Origin of the sequence: Vibrio sp. ED004 (assembly GCF_023206395.1) — a bacterium.
Lineage (GTDB): Bacteria > Pseudomonadota > Gammaproteobacteria > Enterobacterales > Vibrionaceae > Vibrio.
The window spans coordinates 1,564,725-1,582,310 of record NZ_CP066150.1; the positions used below are offsets into that span (position 1 = coordinate 1,564,725).

16 protein-coding genes are annotated in these 17,586 nt (G+C 45.5%); 5 read left to right on the forward strand and 11 right to left on the reverse strand.

What is annotated here, in order from left to right:
- The first annotated feature begins 51 nt into the window (after positions 1-51).
- The 3 genes from ITG10_RS24345 (at position 52) to ITG10_RS24355 (ending at position 4,331) form a co-directional block, all read left to right on the forward strand.
- Positions 52-669, forward strand: coding sequence for an NAD(P)H-dependent oxidoreductase (locus ITG10_RS24345; RefSeq protein ID WP_017629668.1), 618 nt, complete (start codon positions 52-54; stop codon positions 667-669).
- Positions 669-2,591 carry a monovalent cation:proton antiporter-2 (CPA2) family protein gene (locus tag ITG10_RS24350; protein WP_017629669.1) on the forward strand — a complete coding sequence of 641 codons (1,923 nt, stop codon included), beginning with the start codon at positions 669-671 and terminating at the stop codon, positions 2,589-2,591. Before ITG10_RS24345 ends, ITG10_RS24350 begins: the two co-directional genes overlap by 1 nt.
- Before the next feature lie 516 nt (positions 2,592-3,107).
- The gene (locus ITG10_RS24355) at positions 3,108-4,331 is read left to right on the forward strand and encodes a DUF819 family protein (RefSeq protein ID WP_017629670.1); all 1,224 of its coding nucleotides are present in this window, start codon (positions 3,108-3,110) and stop codon (positions 4,329-4,331) included.
- A 149-nt stretch (positions 4,332-4,480) separates the two neighbouring features.
- Here the strand turns inward: ITG10_RS24355 and ITG10_RS24360 are convergent, their stop codons facing one another.
- Positions 4,481-4,654, reverse strand: coding sequence for a hypothetical protein (locus ITG10_RS24360; protein ID WP_017629671.1), 174 nt, complete (start codon positions 4,652-4,654; stop codon positions 4,481-4,483).
- Between the two features lie 177 nt (positions 4,655-4,831).
- On the opposite strand from ITG10_RS24360, the gene ITG10_RS24365 reads away from it, so the two are divergent.
- Positions 4,832-4,987, forward strand: a complete 156-nt coding sequence (locus ITG10_RS24365) for a hypothetical protein (RefSeq protein WP_164913286.1) — start codon at positions 4,832-4,834, stop codon at positions 4,985-4,987.
- A gap of 42 nt (positions 4,988-5,029) precedes the next feature.
- On the opposite strand, the gene ITG10_RS24370 is transcribed toward ITG10_RS24365, so the two are convergent.
- From ITG10_RS24370 to ITG10_RS24380, 3 genes are all read right to left on the reverse strand, one after another.
- Positions 5,030-5,989: a hypothetical protein gene (locus tag ITG10_RS24370; protein WP_206598098.1), complete on the reverse strand. Its 960-nt coding sequence runs from the start codon at positions 5,987-5,989 to the stop codon at positions 5,030-5,032.
- A gap of 93 nt (positions 5,990-6,082) precedes the next feature.
- Complete coding sequence (tdh, locus tag ITG10_RS24375; RefSeq protein WP_017059546.1) at positions 6,083-7,114, reverse strand: L-threonine 3-dehydrogenase; 1,032 nt, start codon at positions 7,112-7,114, stop codon at positions 6,083-6,085.
- A 110-nt stretch (positions 7,115-7,224) separates the two neighbouring features.
- Positions 7,225-8,418: a glycine C-acetyltransferase gene (locus ITG10_RS24380; RefSeq protein WP_017629674.1), complete on the reverse strand. Its 1,194-nt coding sequence runs from the start codon at positions 8,416-8,418 to the stop codon at positions 7,225-7,227.
- Positions 8,419-8,785: 367 nt separating this feature from the next.
- Here ITG10_RS24380 and ITG10_RS24385 point away from each other — a divergent pair, with 367 nt between their 5' ends.
- Positions 8,786-9,538, forward strand: coding sequence for an EAL domain-containing protein (locus ITG10_RS24385; RefSeq protein WP_017629675.1), 753 nt, complete (start codon positions 8,786-8,788; stop codon positions 9,536-9,538).
- Between the two features lie 15 nt (positions 9,539-9,553).
- Here the strand turns inward: ITG10_RS24385 and ITG10_RS24390 are convergent, their stop codons facing one another.
- The 7 genes from ITG10_RS24390 to ITG10_RS24420 all read right to left on the reverse strand — a co-directional run bounded on the left by ITG10_RS24390 (position 9,554) and on the right by ITG10_RS24420 (position 17,499).
- Positions 9,554-10,366, reverse strand: coding sequence for a helix-turn-helix transcriptional regulator (locus tag ITG10_RS24390; RefSeq protein ID WP_248386974.1), 813 nt, complete (start codon positions 10,364-10,366; stop codon positions 9,554-9,556).
- Between the two features lie 53 nt (positions 10,367-10,419).
- Complete coding sequence (locus ITG10_RS24395; RefSeq protein WP_026084117.1) at positions 10,420-11,664, reverse strand: MFS transporter; 1,245 nt, start codon at positions 11,662-11,664, stop codon at positions 10,420-10,422.
- 213 nt (positions 11,665-11,877) lie between these two features.
- On the reverse strand, positions 11,878-12,582 hold the full coding sequence (locus tag ITG10_RS24400) for an ABC transporter ATP-binding protein (RefSeq protein ID WP_026084118.1): 705 nt from the start codon (positions 12,580-12,582) through the stop codon (positions 11,878-11,880).
- Between the two features lie 19 nt (positions 12,583-12,601).
- A complete protein-coding gene (locus ITG10_RS24405) occupies positions 12,602-13,885 on the reverse strand; it encodes an ABC transporter permease (protein WP_026084119.1) in 1,284 nt (427 codons plus the stop codon).
- Positions 13,886-13,887: 2 nt separating this feature from the next.
- Positions 13,888-15,102 carry an ABC transporter permease gene (locus tag ITG10_RS24410; RefSeq protein ID WP_017629680.1) on the reverse strand — a complete coding sequence of 405 codons (1,215 nt, stop codon included), beginning with the start codon at positions 15,100-15,102 and terminating at the stop codon, positions 13,888-13,890.
- Positions 15,099-16,370, reverse strand: coding sequence for a TolC family protein (locus ITG10_RS24415; protein ID WP_017629681.1), 1,272 nt, complete (start codon positions 16,368-16,370; stop codon positions 15,099-15,101). The genes ITG10_RS24410 and ITG10_RS24415 overlap by 4 nt, the downstream gene beginning before the upstream one ends.
- Positions 16,363-17,499 (reverse strand): efflux RND transporter periplasmic adaptor subunit, encoded by a 1,137-nt coding sequence (locus tag ITG10_RS24420; protein ID WP_017629682.1) that lies wholly within the window; start codon positions 17,497-17,499, stop codon positions 16,363-16,365. The genes ITG10_RS24415 and ITG10_RS24420 overlap by 8 nt, the downstream gene beginning before the upstream one ends.
- Positions 17,500-17,586 lie beyond the last annotated feature (87 nt).

Sequence of the window (17,586 nt, forward strand, 5' to 3'; positions counted from 1 at the left end):
TATATCTATAATTCCAATAAGCATTATTCGTTAATGGACAAAGAGGGCTATATGTCGAAAAATCGAGTCTTGGTGCTATTCGCCCACCCTTCTCAACATCGCTCTGAAGCGAACAAACCCTTATTTGAGCAAGCCAAGCGCATTGATGGGGTAACCTGTGTCGATCTCTATGCTGAGTATCCGACATTCAAAATCAACATCGATCGTGAACAGAAACGCCTGTTGGACCATGACATTATCATTTTTCAGTTCCCACTATATTGGTACTCAACACCGGCGATTCTAAAAGAGTGGCAAGATCTGGTTCTTGAATATGGTTTCGCTTACGGCGCCGATGGCAATGAGCTACAAGGTAAAAACTTGTTATGCAGCATCACTGCCGGTGGTAAAAAAGACGCCTATCAAAGTGATGGCTACAACCATTTCACTATTCGAGAGCTGCTTCACCCAATAGAACAAACCGCGTCTTTATGTGGGATGACCTACCTCGCTCCATTTGCTCTGTTTGGTTCACGTACCGCTTTGGAAGAAAACCGCATTCAAGAGCATGTTGATAGCTATAAAGTGCTGTTAGAGGCACTGGTTGCTGGCGACATTAATATCAAAAAAGCCAGCAAGGCAGAAAAGCTAAACCACTACGTAGATGAACTAATTGCAGAGGTTAAATAATGACGGGATATTTTCTACAAGCATTTATCTACTTAGTTGCTGCTGTCATCACAGTGCCTATTGCTAAACGACTCGGGTTAGGCTCAGTGTTAGGGTACTTGATTGCAGGTGTTGTGATTGGCCCTATCATTGGCTTAGTTGGTGAAGAAACCACGACCATTCAGCACTTTGCCGAGTTTGGTGTGGTTATGATGCTGTTCTTAGTCGGCCTTGAGCTTGAACCTAAGATGCTTTGGGCGATGAGAAACCGCCTGATGGGGCTTGGTGGTCTGCAAGTGGGCGGCACTACTGCGATTGTGATGGGTATTGCCCTCGCCTTTGGTCAACCTTGGACGATCGCTCTCACTATCGGTTTGATCTTCGCGCTTTCATCGACAGCGATTGTTCTGCAAACGTTCAATGAAAAAGGGCTATCGAAAACAGAAGGCGGCAAGAATGCTTTCTCGGTTCTGTTGTTCCAAGATATTGCCGTTATTCCAATGTTGGCGTTCATTCCTTTGCTTGCGCTTCCAGAACTGGTTGCCTTGGCAGAGAGTGCCGCAGAAACCGCAGAGCACCACGATGAACTGAGTTTAGTAGCAGGCCTGCCTAGCTGGGCATACGGTCTTGTTATTACCGCTTCAATCGCCATCGTGGTTGTTGGCGGGCACTTCCTAAGCCGTCCACTATTCCGCTTTGTTGCGAGCTCTGGCCTTCGTGAGATCTTCACTGCGACCGCACTAATGCTTGTTATAGGTATTGCAGCGTTAATGAGCCTTGTGGGCTTATCTCCAGCGCTTGGTACTTTCCTCGCAGGTGTAGTTTTAGCAAACAGTGAATTCAGACACGAGCTTGAATCGAACATCGACCCATTCAAAGGGCTATTGCTTGGTTTGTTCTTTATTACGGTTGGTGCAGGCATCGACTTCGGTGTTCTATTCAACGACTTCGCACTCATCATTGCCTTAACCATTGGTGTCATGGCGCTTAAAGCACTAGTGCTATTTACATTGGCGCTGATCTTTAAGATCAAAAACAGTAACCGTTGGTTATTTACTCTGAGCTTGGCACAAGCTGGTGAATTCGGATTCGTGTTATTGAGCTTCTCGGCACAAAACCACGTGTTACCTGCCGACCTTGTTCAAACACTGTCGCTAGTGGTTGCTCTGTCGATGTTCTTAACCCCTGGCCTGTTTATTCTGTTTGATAAAGTGATTCTGCCTCGTTATGAGCAAAAATCTAACGACCGCGAAGAAGACACCATCGAAGAGAAAGGCACGGTAATCATCGCAGGTATCGGTCGATTCGGTCAGATCGTTAACCGCTTATTGGTATCGAATGATGTCAAAACAGTGGTTCTGGATCATCAAGCTAACCAAGTAGACGTTCTACGCTCTATTAACATCAAATCTTACTTTGGTGATGCGACTCGTCACGACCTATTGCATACCGCTGGTATTGAAGAAGCCGCTATGCTTGTTGTGGCTATCGACAACCAAGATTCGAGCGTTGAATTGGTTAAGTACGTTAAACACACTTACCCTAAAGTGAAAGTCCTAGCGCGTGCATTCGACCGTGGTCATAGCTACCGCCTAAGAGAAGCAGGTGCAGACTTTGTCGAATCAGAAACGTACCATTCTGCACTTGAGATGGGCGCGGAAGCCTTACGTTCTTTGGGCCGTCACCCTTTCTTCGTCGAACAGCAAAAATCAACGTATCAACGTGTTGAAAGCCGTAAGTCTGAAAAGCTTTACCAAGCTTGGTCTGAAGCTGAAGACAACCCACGTTACGATAATAACTACCGACAAATCTTCATTCACCTAGAAGAAGCAATGAAAGAAGATATGAAGAAAGACCGTTCAGACAAGCACTCTCGCTCAGAACGTGGTTGGACACCACCACCGAAAGGCTATGCCGACGGTTTTGAGGAAGAAGAATCCTAATCCACGATTCTAACTCACCACTAAAAAGCGGCCCTTGAGCCGCTTTTTCTTTATTTATATGCAAACAAAGTGCGTAATGAAGCCTAAACACTGACTCTAAACCAGATGAACTACATGATTTATGTGATCCAGTTATAATTTTTAATCTCAGTCCACCTTACAAAAATGGATTCATTTTTTACATTTTTGAAACATCCCCACCTTGCATAAACCACACCTTAAACATGGCTATATATGCACTCATTTTAATCATGCAATTCTTGACTAAAATTATGTTCACCAGTTTTAGGGGTTTGAACAGTATTGCATATATTAAAACCGAGCTTGCTAGCTGCAGTGGAAATATTCACAAAACCAATAAATTAACCGATAAACTCACAAATTAAGGCCATTTGAATTAACATAAATATTTCAAAACATGTCTCCCGTTACAATTTGTAACGAATGGAAGTTGTCGGTATAGTCCTGCAATCAAAAAAGTGAGACCTTTGCGCTCACCTTAAAGGAGATATAATAATGATTACTAATGATGCTGTAATAATGGGCATGTTAGCTGTTATTCTTGGCGGCGTATTTATCACGGAAAGTAGCCAAAATAGCGCACTGAAAAAATTCTACTCATTCGTTCCGGGTCTATTGCTCTGTTACTTTGTTCCTTCGCTATTGAACAGCTTCGGCATCATCGATGCGTCAAACTCTAAACTGTATTTCGTAGCAAGCCGTTACCTACTTCCAAGTGCATTGGTTCTTCTGATCATCTCAGCAGATCTTCGTAAAATCTTTGGTCTTGGCTCTAAAGCCGTCATCATGTTCTTAACGGGTACTGCCGGCATCATCATCGGTGGCCCATTAGCGATTCTGATCATCGATCAAGTAAACCCTGACCTTGTTTCGGGTGACGTATGGCGTGGCCTAACGACTGTCGCGGGTTCTTGGATCGGTGGCGGTGCTAACCAAGCAGCAATGAAAGAAGTGTTTGAGGTTGATGACCAACTGTTCTCTGCGATGATTACAGTAGACGTTATCTGTGCAAACATTTGGATGGCCGTGTTGCTTATCATGGCAGGCCGTCAGAAGAAGATTGATGCTTGGCTTAAAGCTGACACTTCATCAATCGAAGAGCTAAAAGAGACGGTATCTAAATACCAAGAAGAGAACGCTCGCCCAACGACGACAACTGATCTAATGAAGATCACTGCGATTGCCTTCGGCTTAACTGGCCTAGCTCACTTGTTCAGTGACCTTATCGCACCTTGGATCTCAACCAACGCTCCAGAACTTGCGAAATACAGCCTGACATCTGGCTTCTTCTGGTTAATCGTTATGGTAACGACGTTCGCGCTTGTCGCTTCATGCTTTAAGTCGACACGCAGCCTTGAGCACAGTGGCGCGTCTAAAGTAGGTTCTGCGTTCATCTACATCCTAGTTGCGACTATCGGTATGCAAATGGACGTTACCGCTATCTTGGACAACCCAGGTTACTTCTTCATTGGTATCACCTGGCTAACTATCCACGCTCTGCTTATGATTGCGATGGCGAAGCTAATCCGTGCTCCACTGTTTTTCATGGCAGTAGGTAGTCAAGCTAACGTAGGTGGCGCAGCATCGGCTCCTATCGTAGCGGCAGCATTCCACCCAGCATTGGCACCAGTAGGTATCTTAATGGCGGTATTGGGTTATGCGCTAGGCACATACGGCGCTTACATCTGTGGCCTAATCATGCAGGCTGCAGCAGGTTAATTGTTCTAACTTAGCTCGAGCCAACCATTAAACATCGAAGTCCGATATTGGTACGCCAATATCGGACTTTTTTATGCCTATAAGTTAGTCATGATGTAGTGAAAACACGGAATCAAAACCATCTGAAGCCCTAAAAATGCCAACAAGTATTAGAGAGTTTCATTTTTGGACTTCTCAATCTTCTTGTTCACATACGATTGAGATACAAGATCGATTTCGTTGATTGAATCTTTGAATGCTTTGGCAAGTAACACCGCCCTCTTCTCTGGTACGCCTGCATTGCTCAGTGTGTTAGATAACTTTCTAACGTCTACTCGTACCATTTGATACACCAATAATTAGATTAAGTGCTTGAAATCTATCATAGAGAATTGGTCGCATCTCGATTCAAACCGAATCATCGTTCAGACTGACTAAACGCCTGTTATAAAATCCTTGATTTATACGAACACACCTATCCAGTTATATTGATTATCGAAGTGATTGAAGAGGTGATGACGATGAAAGAACTCGATAGATACTGTGAACAGATAAACCTAGAACTGACAGAACAAGATGTAGCTCAGCTTGGCTGGAACAAGCCTATGTTTAACAAGCGCGTTGCTCTGTTTTCAGCTATTTCTTTATTTGCTTTGTGGTTAACCTATTGGCTTTAAATAAACAGGCTAAACAACCACTGTTCAGCCTCTCTCGTTGAGTCATACCAAACCAAGATTAATCGAATAAAGACGCCAATTATTTTCCACTACAGGGCTAATGTTGAAGCTCAACATAAAGTCCGGACGCGTTTTTTCATCTTTCTCGATATAGTAGTTAGCTTCAATACCAAACTTCCAAGGACGACCATTCAAAACGGCTGTTTTACTCACGCTAATATTCAACGGAATCTCGGCCTGATCTTTATTCCAATCGTAGGAGAGTGTCGGCGCTGAACATACCGTCCACCCACCTTCCAATAACTCCACCCAAAATAACTGCGTAGACGTCTTGTTAATGCGAGTATCAGAGTGATCCGCCCCTTTGCCCGATACGCCATAAAGATGGCTTGGGAACACACCTACAACGCGTTCAGCACTCACTTTGCCGTACATAAACTCAGGGCCAACAGCAAATTGATCTGCCGTGAGCTCGCTGTTGCCCGTTGGTAAAGAAGCAAACAGACCAAAAGCAGCAATAGTCCCACCTACCATTTTGGGCGCATAAGCTAGATCGAAGGAAATGTCGCTCACTCCTGACTGATCCATATGTTGGAAACTTGTCGGCGTATTCACATTGAAATCATTCTGAACATAAGAGATAGCAGGACGGAAGATAACTTTGTCGCCGTTATCCATAGGGAAAGGAAGAGTCGGTTGTAACACTGTAGCGAAGCTGTCTCCTCCCCCGTCATATCCACCAGAGTATTGGAGCTTTAAGTTAAGGCTCGCGTAAGCCGTGTTGGGGTTTGCAAGTTCCTTTGCTGCCTGCTCTGCTGTTTGTTCGCTATTACCTTTCGAGATAGTGGTATTAGCGGTCGCAAAATTCGGCGTTAATAATATTCCAGTTATTATCAGTGCAAGTGGTTTACAAGCCATTGAAGCCCTCTTTAAAAAATTAAACGCAGTATATTGCGCGTATTTTAAAGATTGCCGGTATTCAAAATAGCCATTCAGCGACATCAAGAATTAATCGGTTCCTAGAAAACAAAAAATGCCCCAAATTTCTTTGGGGCATTTTCAGTATGGAACTAGCTAAGGGTCTCCCCTATTCGCTTATTCCCAATCTAGGATTACTTTACCAGACATACCAGAGCGCATCATGTCGAAGCCTTTCTGGAAGTCGTCCACTTTGTAGTGGTGAGTAATGATTGGAGTTAGATCTAGGCCAGACTGGATTAGTGAAGCCATCTTGTACCAAGTTTCGAACATCTCACGACCGTAGATACCCTTGATAACCAAGCCTTTGAAGATTACTTGGTTCCAATCTACTGCCATGTCTGATGGTGGAATACCTAGTAGAGAGATCTTACCGCCGTGGTTCATGTTAGTCAGCATGCTGTTGAACGCAGATGGGTTACCAGACATTTCTAGGCCTACATCGAAGCCTTCAGTCATGCCAAGATCAGACATTACGTCTTCTAGCTTCTCTTCCATCACGTTTACTGCGCGAGTCACACCCATTTTCTTAGCAAGATCTAGGCGGTATTCGTTTACATCAGTAATTACAACGTGACGAGCACCAACGTGCTTAGCAACAGCTGCAGCCATGATACCGATTGGGCCAGCACCAGTGATTAGCACGTCTTCGCCTACTAGGTCGAAAGAAAGCGCTGTGTGTACTGCGTTACCGAACGGGTCAAAGATTGATGCTAGATCATCAGAGATTTCTGCAGGGATTTTAAATGCGTTGAACGCAGGAATCACAAGGAACTCAGAGAACGCACCAGTGCGGTTAACACCAACACCTGTTGTGTTACGACAAAGGTGAGTACGGCCGCCACGACAGTTACGACAGTGACCACATGTGATGTGACCTTCACCAGATACACGGTCGCCGATTTCAAAACCACGAACTTCTTGGCCGATGCCAACAACTTCACCCACGTATTCGTGACCTACTACCATAGGTACTGGGATTGTGTTTTGCGACCACTCATCCCAGTTGTAGATATGTACGTCAGTACCACAAATTGCGGTTTTCTTAATACGGATAAGAAGATCATTATGACCCATTTCAGGTTTTTCAACCTCGGTCATCCAGATGCCTTCTTCAGGCTTAAGCTTAGAAAGTGCTTTAATTTTCATAATGTTACCTAGTTCATCTCGCCTAACTGTAAGGCGAGAATCAAAAATCTATATGTTCTATTGGGTGTTGCTCTATCTAACTAAAGGATGCTCGAGGCACCCCTTTAAAATTAGATGATACCCATGTCTTTACCAACTTGGATGAACGCATCGATTGCGCGATCTAGTTGCTCACGAGAGTGTGCTGCAGACATTTGCGTACGGATACGAGCTTGACCTTTTGGTACTACAGGGAATGAGAAACCTACAACGTAGATGCCTTTCTCTAGAGCGCGCTCTGCAAATTCAGCCGCTACTTTTGCATCACCAAGCATGATTGGGATGATAGCGTGGTCAGCACCACCCATAGTGAAACCAGCGTCTTCCATGCGAGTACGGAAGTGAGCAGAGTTTTCCCATAGTTGAGTACGTAGGTCGCCAGATTCCGCTAGAAGATCTAGAACACGGATAGACGCCGATACGATTGCAGGTGCAACAGAGTTAGAGAATAGGTATGGACGAGAACGCTGACGTAACCAGTCGATTACTTCTTTCTTACCAGAAGTGTAACCGCCTGAAGCGCCACCCATTGCTTTACCAAGCGTACCGGTGATGATGTCGATACGGTCAACAACGTTGTGGAACTCGTGAGTACCCGCGCCGTTTTCGCCCATGAAGCCCACTGCGTGAGAGTCATCAACCATTACTAGTGCGCCGTACTTATCCGCAAGATCACAAATAGCAGGAAGGTTAGCCACTACGCCGTCCATAGAGAACACACCGTCAGTTACGATAAGCGTGTGACGAGCGCCAGCTTCTTTAGCTGCGATAAGTTGTTGCTCTAGCTCTTCCATGTTGTTGTTCGCGTAGCGGAAGCGCATTGCTTTACACAGACGAACACCATCGATGATAGATGCGTGGTTTAGGGCATCAGAAATGATTGCGTCTTCTTTGCCTAGAATCGTTTCGAATAGGCCAGCGTTCGCATCAAAACAAGATGTGTATAGGATTGTGTCTTCTTTACCAAGGAACGTAGATAGCTTTTGCTCTAGTTCTTTATGAGAGTCTTGAGTACCACAGATGAAACGCACTGAAGCCATACCAAAACCGTGTTGATCCATACCGCCTTTAGCAGCTTCGATAAGTTCAGGGTGGTTAGCAAGACCTAAGTAGTTGTTTGCACAGAAGTTTAGTACTTCTTCACCAGTCGAGATAGAAACCGCTGCTTTTTGAGCAGAAGTGATAATGCGCTCAGACTTGTAAAGACCTTCTTCTTTAACTTCTTCGATTTGAGTTTGAATCTGTTGGTAAAATGCAGAAGACATTGTTCATTCCTTCCTAATTATTATTCAGCAGCATCACGCGCCGCTTTATGTAGGGATATAAACGATCTCAAAACGATCATTTACACTGTAAAACTAATGCCTATATTCTAGTTGAACATCCGCATTCCGATTATCCCTTTAGTTGGAAAAACATTAGTGAACCTGAGGCACGAATAATAGTTCATCCCAGTGACAGAGGGCACATAAACGCGTCTTACCTGTTCTTTTGAACGTCAAATCGCCCTCCATTTCGGTCTAATTTCGCTTTCATATCAAATATCAATTTTTCATCTCAGAACGATATAGTGATGAATTACTGTTTCTCTCAGAATGTGCGACCGTTACGCCGCTATGCGAATGAAACAAGATGAGAAGAGAAGCTACACACATGAACCTATCAGACCACATCATACAAGAAGCCTTTGAAAACGACTGGTACACCTGCTTTTATCAGCCAAAGGTTGAGCCTAGTATCGAGAAAGTGACTGGGGTTGAAGCACTGTTTCGCCTCGATATCCCAGAAGAAGGCATTTTCTCTCCGGGTGTGTTTATCGATCGTGCGTTTACATTGGGTTATGAAGAAGAGATCTTCTTTAGTGTGCTTGAGCAATCTCTCACTGAAGTGAAATCACTCTCTGTTCATCTCAACTTAGCAGTGAACATCAGCAAGAAAGTATTGGCGAACCCAGATAACGTTGAGAAAGTTCGTGAGCTGCTGTGGAATGCATCTTTCAAGGCGGAGCAACTGACTTTTGAGCTAAGTGAAAATGATCAGCTGGACGAACAATTGTGTGAACAGATTCAACGTTTTAAATCTCTGGGCGTAAAAATCTCTATCGATGATTTTGGCATTGGCCATTCAGACATGAATAAGGTGAAAAGCCTCAATGTCGATGAAGTGAAATTTGATAAGTCGATTGTGAACAGCGCTGAACCAGCACGCTCTGAGTTGGTTAAACAAACATTGGCGTACTGCAAAGAATCTGGCATTGAGACTGTGGCAGAAGGTGTTGAAGATTCTGATACACATCAACGAGTCCACCAGCTTGGTTTTGATCGATACCAAGGCTTCTTATACTCGAAACCTCTGCCTCTCACTGATCTTAGGTTGGTTATGTAGAACCGTTAACTGGTTCTAACTTAAGACAAATTCGACGCTTTTTTTCTTCTGCTTAAGGTCGTGGTAACGGATGTACTTGAAGTAGATATCGTGTTTATTTTGGATGTTCTGAGAAAAGGGATTTTTCACTATCTTCTTTATGTCTGCCTTGAAGAACGGCATGCCGAGCTTACTCATATAAGGTTCTAGATAGAGGTCATACAGGAATTGACTCATAGCAGGATCAAGCGTAGGAAAGCGGAATTCAGTACCCGATAAATTGTCCGCCATGTAATCGAAGATCTTACGACGAATAACAATACTAACGGCACCAACACTGCAAAGCATCTTACTTAACCCGTCATACACCACATGCCCAATAATGACGCCCTCAAAAAGAAAACACAGCACCTGCATATCTTCTTTTATAACGCCTAGATGTTTAGAGACCTCGATAAAATCTTTGCCGTAGGTTTTTTGGTGCATTATTTGAATCGATTTGAGCCTCTTCGCTGGAAGTGTCCCCATGCTGTATGACTCAACGCTCGTCACCTCATAGTCATAACCAATATCAACACTGAATGGACGATCTACATTCTTAGTGGCGGCTTTCACCTGCACCATTTCTTCAACGGAGAAATCGTAATCGATCTGAAAGAAGCTCGCGATACCCAGACGACGCACAAAACTCGGCAATGTTTTTGCCCTTTCCCACTGGCTCACCATTACCTGATTGACGCCAGAAAATGCTCGGTGAGAATGGGAAAGTAACTCAGCAAACTCCTCCTGAGATAAAGCTTTTTCTTCACGAAGATACTTTAACTTTTGTGCAAAATTCGATTTATCCATAACTCACGTTGCCTTAGTTATTATCTGTCGCTTAACACCCAAGGCTTATCTCGCTAGCTCTGGGTGATCGGCTCTCTTCCGACACTGTCTTCAGTATGCTCTGCCAACCAGTACAACCAAATCATCACCAAACATAGGATGAAGCAGAGCACAAATAACCAGTAGGCGCTGAGCATCTCTATCACCACGCCACCAAGCAATGGCGCAATAGCAAAGCCAAGAGAGTAAAGTGCCGCAGCGCCGAAGTAAGATCCTCTGAGATGTGGCGGTGCCATTCTATCGATTTGTACATTAAGGGTTGGGAAAGCAATCACTTCTCCTAAACTTAATATAAAACAAGCAATTCCCCAACCTAGTGGCCAATCATTTGGTGTAAAAAGAAAGCCAATTTGCGCAATCGCCATCAAAATCATGCCGATTCGAGTTCTAACAAACAGCGGCACGTGCTCAAGCCATTTAAGCATTGGGAACTGGAAAACGATAATCGTCAGCGTATTCACCAAAACTAACCCAGCAATGAGTTGAGCGGCATCAGCGATTGAAGAGCGCACGATGACTTGAGGAATTGACGACTCAGCCTGCGCGTAGACAAACATCATGATGAAGTTAGCGACCATCAGTTTTACAAAAATATTGTCTTTACGAATCACATTAAGCGTCGCGGCGAAATTAGGCAGTTGAGAGGGATCTGGCTTGGTAAAAGTACCTTTTCGTTCAATTCCTAACAGCAGCCAGAAACCGTAAACGACATAAGTACCACCAGCAACAAAGAACAGGTTTTGTGGCTGAGAAAGAGCCAAAGTGATACCAATCAATGGACCAAGTGCGCCCCCCAGATTAAGTAAGAAGTAACGAATGTTCAGCGCTAACTCACGATCTTTGGAGTCTTTGAGATTATCGCCTATGACTGCCTTAGCTGGCGCTTCGATCATTGGGCGCATTAGACCCGTCATCATGATCAACACATAGAACTGCCAAACTTCACTCGCTAATGCGATGCCAGTGTAGGATATCGAGGCAATCCAACTGCCTAGCACCATGACCCATTTACGTCCTAGCTTATCCGAAAGGTAACCCGAGTAGAGCCCAGTTCCAGCACCAACAACCGCGGATACCGCTAGCATGGTACCGACTTCAATCGCAGACGCACCGTAATCTTCATAGAGAAAGACGATCAGAAAAGGCCATGCCATAAAGTAGCTTGTTCGGGCGAGTAACGTTCCAGTCAGAACTGTCCATACTGAAAAGTTAAACCGTTTTATACGCTGCTTTTGAAACAAGCTTTCTGATCTATCCATAGATAACGCCTCTATAACCGACTGATTTAAATATTATTATTCAGCCAGTATATAGAGTAAGTAGAATAGATACAGAGTATTCAATAAAGCTGTGTTAATTATGGTACCTCCGTACCTATTTCACATTAGCAGATGCACACAGCCAAAATACCATCAACGAAGAGCTATCTAGAATTAAAGTAATAGAGCAGCCTCTAGTCAAAGATCAACGCACTAGGCTGAGTAATGTTGCCCTTTGCGGTCAGACAATACCTTTCCGTCTTTGATCGTCACGATTCGCTTGGTTCGTTCCGCAAGAGAATTATCATGTGTCACGATAATCAATGTTCGCCCCTCTGCATGAAGACGATTAAACAAAGCCTCTATCTCTGCGCCGGATTTTGAATCCAATGCCCCTGTAGGTTCATCCGCTAAGATGATTTGCGGATCGTTAACTAGAGCTCTCGCAATCGCCACTCTCTGCTTTTGACCACCAGAAAGCTGGTTTGGTTTGTGGTCTAGGCGATCCCCTAGCCCAACTTGCTCAAGCAGCTTCGCAGCGCGCTGGCGACGTTCTTTGGCTTTGATCCCAGAGTAAACCAATGGCAATGCCACGTTATCCAACGCTGTCGCGTATTCCAGCAAGTTAAAGCTTTGGAAAACAAAGCCTATCTTTTGGTTACGAATACCGGCTAGCTCGTTCGGACTTAGACTTGCGACGTTTTGACCACCCAAATGGTATTGGCCATCGGTCGGTTTATCTAAGCAGCCCAGCATGTTCATCAGGGTCGATTTACCTGAGCCAGACGGGCCAAGAATGGAAAGAAATTCACCTTGATTGATGGTCAAGTCAACACCGTCTAGCGCACGTACTTCCGCCTCTCCGCTTGAGTAGTATTTACAAATGTTGGTCAAATCAACCAGTGGCGTGTTCGACATCTTATCTCCAGATTTTTTGTTATTCACTTTGCAGCGCCTCCAATGGGCTCACTTTGGCAGCGCGGTTTGCAGGCAGCCATGAAGAGGCGACGCCAATAAACACCAAGGTAGAAATCACAATCGCAACAACGATCCAAGACAGCTCAGGGACCGGTTTCCCAAGGTGTTCATAGAAGGTGTTGCCTTCTAGGTTTATGGCGCTGATAGCCGATACAAGCGTGTAAGTCACACCTAGCCCCAGCACACCGCCGAGCATCATGGTCATCAGTGATTGCACTAGGTAGTGAAGACGAATGGCTGTGGGCGTGGCACCAACTGCCATACGCACACCGATGTCTCGGGTGGAACGTTTTACGGTCGCGTACATGACATTCGCAATCCCTACGCCCGCTACGGCCAGCGTGACAAAGCCGATGATGCCAAGAAAGCTTTGTAAGCCAATCAAGAACTGCTGCATACTTTTCTGTTTGAGGAACATGTCTTCCACTTGGACGACTTGCTCGTCACTCACACTGGCGCCGTGTTTGCGAGAGATCACCTGACGAATGGTCTTTGCCAATTTTTCACGATCAGCATGAGCTTGCGGTTCGACGTTGATACCTCCGATATCGCCGTTGGTATGAAAGCGTTGCCACGTTGCTAACGGCACGAAGCTAACGTAGTTGATTTGGTCGCCCTGTTCGATTTCGGCACTGTTCTTCTTCAACACACCAATTACAGTGAACTCTTCACTGCCAATCTTGACCTTTTCACCGACAGGGTTGGTTTGCAGTGTCACAGGGGTAAACCAGCTGAAATCTTCAATAGGGTTAAACAAGTCCGCAGCAAGTGAATAGCCCAACACAACGACTTTACGCATCTCTTTTTGGTCAAGTGGATTGAGCCAACGTCCGCCATCCATCAGGATTAAGTTGGTCATAGATGCGAAGTCTGTCGTGACGGCTAATGGTTTTTGCCATATTCCTCGATCACCGACTGTAATTCGCTCATCCCAAACGGCAGTGGGCGCAACGCTTTTGACCTCTGGCAGGGCTTTAATTACGTCGGTATCGTCGGCTTTTAAGGTTAAAAACTTACCTTGGTGGAAGACGCCATAATCAACGGTCGCCATGCCCCCTGTTAAGTAAATCAGGTTCCCGTTACCATCTTGTGCTGTTCTTAATACGCCTTGACGAATGCCCTCGCCCACCGCCAGCATGGCTGCGATACATAGGGTTGCCCATGCAACGGCAAGAATGGTCAATCCCAAACGCAGCTTTTCTGCTGCCATTTCCTGAAAGATTTGTCTCATTGGTAGCAACATATTTAGGCCCTCGCACTTAATGCTATTACGGGGGTGAGGCGTGAGGCTCGCCTTGCCGGGAAGTAAGACGCCAACAGCGCTAGAACGAGAGTCACCAACAATGACAAAATAATGGAATCTTCCGTAATCACAGGAAAACCTAACCAATCCGGCAAATGCATAGACCCAAGCAGTGCCACCACCAAGTAAGCCACCATTAAGCCAACTGCGGTACCAACAGCCACCAATAACAATCCTTCAAGGATGAACTGGCTGAGTATGGATTTTTGCGTCGCGCCAATCGCCAAGCGTACACCGATCTCTCGCGTTCGCTCTGTCACAGAGAGGAACATGATGTTTGCAACGCCAAGCGCACCAACCGCCATGGTCATTGCGCCGCTTGCACCCAGGAAGATTTGAATGCCGCGGAAAATACCCGTAATCACCGCCGCTCCCTCGCTAAAGTCTGGCAAGTTAATCGCTTCTTTATCGGTCGGGTCAAAGTGTAATTGTTTGGCATAAAAGTTTACGATGGCTTGTCGGAATGCATTGCTATCCATACCGTCGACAGGCTTGAGTAGCAGCATCCAGGGTTTAGCATCCCACAAATCAAGATACGTAGTATGAGGAATAAAAACTCTGCGGCTATCACCAAATGAAATGCCCGCATCTTCGTCTTTCATAATGCCGATCACCAAAAATGGAATGCCATTGACTTTGGTGGTTTGCCCGACATGAATTCCCCCCATCCTAGCGACTTGATCCCCCAAAATCGCAACGCGGGTGTGGTTGGCAATATCACTGGGTGAAAGGTTACGCGAACCCGACACCAACTTACGTTGAATCAACGAGAAGTAATGGGAATCAATGCCACTGACGAAGCTTGTCAGGTTCTGCCCTTTTTCATTGGTGACGTTCGCATCCCACTTGGCATAAACGCTAGATGCTTGTTTCACAAAACCCGATTGTTCGATCATATCGACCTTATCCTGCGGAATCTGGATCTGGCGTCTCAGGGGTAAGCCATGCCAAGGTTTGCTGGTGCTCGACGGAAAGGCGACTTGCACATTGTTGACCATAAATGACAACTGCTGAGTTTGATGGCGATAAAAACCTTCACCCAATGCAATCAACACCACAACTGAAATTACCCCCCAAGCAATAGCCACGATGGCCAGCATGCTCTTCACGCGATGCGCCAGAAGTGTTTGCCATGTTTGCTGCAATAGACGGGTCATGAGTTAAATGCTCGGGAGATCAGTACCATGGTGTCGTCATCTAACTTACCTGCGGTTTGCAACAAGCCGATACGCTGACGCCAGTAGTTGTACAGATTGTTTTGCAGGCTATTTTTCGCCTCAAACAAGCTGTTGTGCGCACTAATCACTTCCGAGACTTCTAACATACCTGCATCGTAAAGTTTCTCTTTGCTGCGCAACACTTTCTCACGAGAAGTAACCAATTCGTCCGCCATTAAAACTTGGTTCCAGTTAATGTCGACTTGAGTAAACTGCTGAATCACGCGCTTTTGGATGTCGATTTCGACTTTACGTAAGTCTTGTTTTGCACTGAAGGTATTGAGTGACGCTTCGTCCACTCTGGCACGCGTTGCGCCATTCAAGTCAATAGGAACACTGAGAGTAATGCCAGCGCTGAATTCACCGTCTTTACGTCGGTCATCATCGTTATATCCGACATTGCCTTTCACCGTTGGGTAATAACCGCCTTGAGCTGAGTCTTTGGCAAACTCGCTGGCTTTCACATTCTGTGCTGCCACCAGCAACTCTGGGCTACTGTCTTTAGCAAGCTTTAACCATTGCTCTTGTGATTCCACCATCATTGGCGGTTGGACAAGGGAGTCAGTGCGAATTTGATCAACGCCTTGTGGAACTTGGTTGATCAAAGCAGCCAGCTCTGCTCGTTTGACTTCTAGATCTGAGCGCGCATTCAAAATACCGGCTTTATCGGCAACTTGTGTCGCACGGATCTCCTCGACATCAACGGATTTCACTTTACCCGCGAGGTAACGCTTCTCGATGATCTTCAGCAGTTTATTACCTTCTTCCAACTTGGATTGCGCCAACTGCAAATCCCCTTGTGCACTCGCGACATCCAAATACGATGAAAGCAACCTTTTGGCTAGTTCATTGTGTGACTGAGCGAGCTCTAGCTGAGCTTTAATGTAGTTGGCATTGGCTTGATCCAAATCTGACCACAAGCTGCTGTCCCAAATAGTTTGAGAAAGCGATGCGCCATAACTGTTGGTATTGTCAGTGGATTCATTCCAATTCGCCGAAGCCGTCGCACTTAAGCCGGGTAAGAGTGAGCTGCGGCTTGCATCCACACCCACTTCACCGAGTTGAACGCCAATTTTGGCTTTCTCGTAGTTCGGGTCATTTTGCTTTGCCTGCTGCCACGCTTGTTCAATCGAAATTGCATAGCTTGGTAAGCTGAGTGTTGCCGCTAATATCGCAACACCAATTTTAGATAAGTGCAGCTTAGCCATGTGCAGATCCCATCATCATGCTGTTATCGATGATCTCTTCATCTAGCTCAACACCTTCTAACACTTCTACATTGATACCGTCCGACAAGCCTAGCTTCACTTCCTGTTTGTGGAAGCCTTGTTCTGAACTATCAGGAATTAATACGTTTGGCGTGTCGCCATCAAATTGCAGCGCTCGTTCTGGCAAGGTTAATACGTTCTCAGATTTCTTCAGTGTGATTTGTGCCGTTGATGAAAAGCCCGAACGCAGCAACACTTCTTTCGGGATCTTCAGCTCACCCACTTCGACCTCAAATCCGTTATCGAAGCTTTTTGCAGAGGCATTGCCTTCTGGCGAGTTAAGGTTTTCTGATTGAATCGCCACTTTGGTTAGCACACCAGAGATTTCCACATCAGGATACGGCGCCACGGTCAGTAGAACTGGCATACCCGGAGAAAGCTGCGCGGCATCATGCTCGCTCACACTACCTTTGAAGATCAGACTGTTCATGTCAGCCAGAGACATCATTTCTGTCGCGGCTTGGCTAGATTCGGTTGAGATGATTGGCTCACCGACTTCGACTTTGCGGTTTAATACTGTGCCATCAATTGGTGCGTAAATGGTTGAGGTTAAACGAGCGTCACCAATGGAAGCTTCACCGCTGCGAATTAATTCGAGGTTTTGGCGTTTTTGCAGTACGTTCGCTTGAGCCGATTTCACGGTTGAACGCGCACTAACGTATTCATCGTAATTCTTTGGAATGATGTCTTGCTTCACCAAGCTTTCTAGGTTGGCGAGCTTTTGTTTGGCTGATTCGAGGTCCGCTTCGCTGCGCATTAGATCTGTTGATGCGTCGGTTAATGCTTGTGGCGTAGGGTTCGGACGAACCTTAATCAATGGTTGGCCTTGCTTGACCTTTTCACCGACCTGAACGTACATCTCACCCACGATGCCATCGATTTGTGACTTAATAGAGACCGAGTGTGCAGGGACAATATTGCCGACTGCCACCGCTTGTTTCTCGATGGTTCCCTTTTCCACTGCCAATGTCGGAAACGCCTCTGGTTGAGCCGAAGATTGCAGATAGAAATACGCACCGCCGCCAAGTAATGCAACGCTCACAGCAGCGACAAGCCAAGTTTTTGCCATTATTGATTCCAATTATTTTTATGTAGTCTTGTGACCACCTTATGAACATAAAGTTCTTGAATAATATCGGCTTTAATGTCGCGAGTT

Bases quoted from the DNA above. Each gene is read 5' to 3' on its own strand.
- ITG10_RS24390 (WP_248386974.1), bottom strand. From the start codon at position 10,366: ATGGATAAATCGAATTTTGCACAAAAGTTAAAGTATCTTCGTGAAGAA.
- ITG10_RS24380 (WP_017629674.1), bottom strand. From the start codon at position 8,418: ATGTCTTCTGCATTTTACCAACAGATTCAAACTCAAATCGAAGAAGTT.
- ITG10_RS24410 (WP_017629680.1), bottom strand. From the start codon at position 15,102: ATGACCCGTCTATTGCAGCAAACATGGCAAACACTTCTGGCGCATCGC.
- ITG10_RS24415 (WP_017629681.1), bottom strand. From the start codon at position 16,370: ATGGCTAAGCTGCACTTATCTAAAATTGGTGTTGCGATATTAGCGGCA.
- ITG10_RS24385 (WP_017629675.1), top strand. From the start codon at position 8,786: ATGAGAAGAGAAGCTACACACATGAACCTATCAGACCACATCATACAA.
- ITG10_RS24365 (WP_164913286.1), top strand. From the start codon at position 4,832: ATGAAAGAACTCGATAGATACTGTGAACAGATAAACCTAGAACTGACA.
- ITG10_RS24360 (WP_017629671.1), bottom strand. From the start codon at position 4,654: ATGGTACGAGTAGACGTTAGAAAGTTATCTAACACACTGAGCAATGCA.
- tdh (WP_017059546.1), bottom strand. From the start codon at position 7,114: ATGAAAATTAAAGCACTTTCTAAGCTTAAGCCTGAAGAAGGCATCTGG.
- ITG10_RS24350 (WP_017629669.1), top strand. From the start codon at position 669: ATGACGGGATATTTTCTACAAGCATTTATCTACTTAGTTGCTGCTGTC.
- ITG10_RS24400 (WP_026084118.1), bottom strand. From the start codon at position 12,582: ATGTCGAACACGCCACTGGTTGATTTGACCAACATTTGTAAATACTAC.
- ITG10_RS24395 (WP_026084117.1), bottom strand. From the start codon at position 11,664: ATGGATAGATCAGAAAGCTTGTTTCAAAAGCAGCGTATAAAACGGTTT.
- ITG10_RS24405 (WP_026084119.1), bottom strand. From the start codon at position 13,885: ATGTTGCTACCAATGAGACAAATCTTTCAGGAAATGGCAGCAGAAAAG.
- ITG10_RS24345 (WP_017629668.1), top strand. From the start codon at position 52: ATGTCGAAAAATCGAGTCTTGGTGCTATTCGCCCACCCTTCTCAACAT.
- ITG10_RS24420 (WP_017629682.1), bottom strand. From the start codon at position 17,499: ATGGCAAAAACTTGGCTTGTCGCTGCTGTGAGCGTTGCATTACTTGGC.
- ITG10_RS24370 (WP_206598098.1), bottom strand. From the start codon at position 5,989: ATGTCGCTGAATGGCTATTTTGAATACCGGCAATCTTTAAAATACGCG.
- ITG10_RS24355 (WP_017629670.1), top strand. From the start codon at position 3,108: ATGATTACTAATGATGCTGTAATAATGGGCATGTTAGCTGTTATTCTT.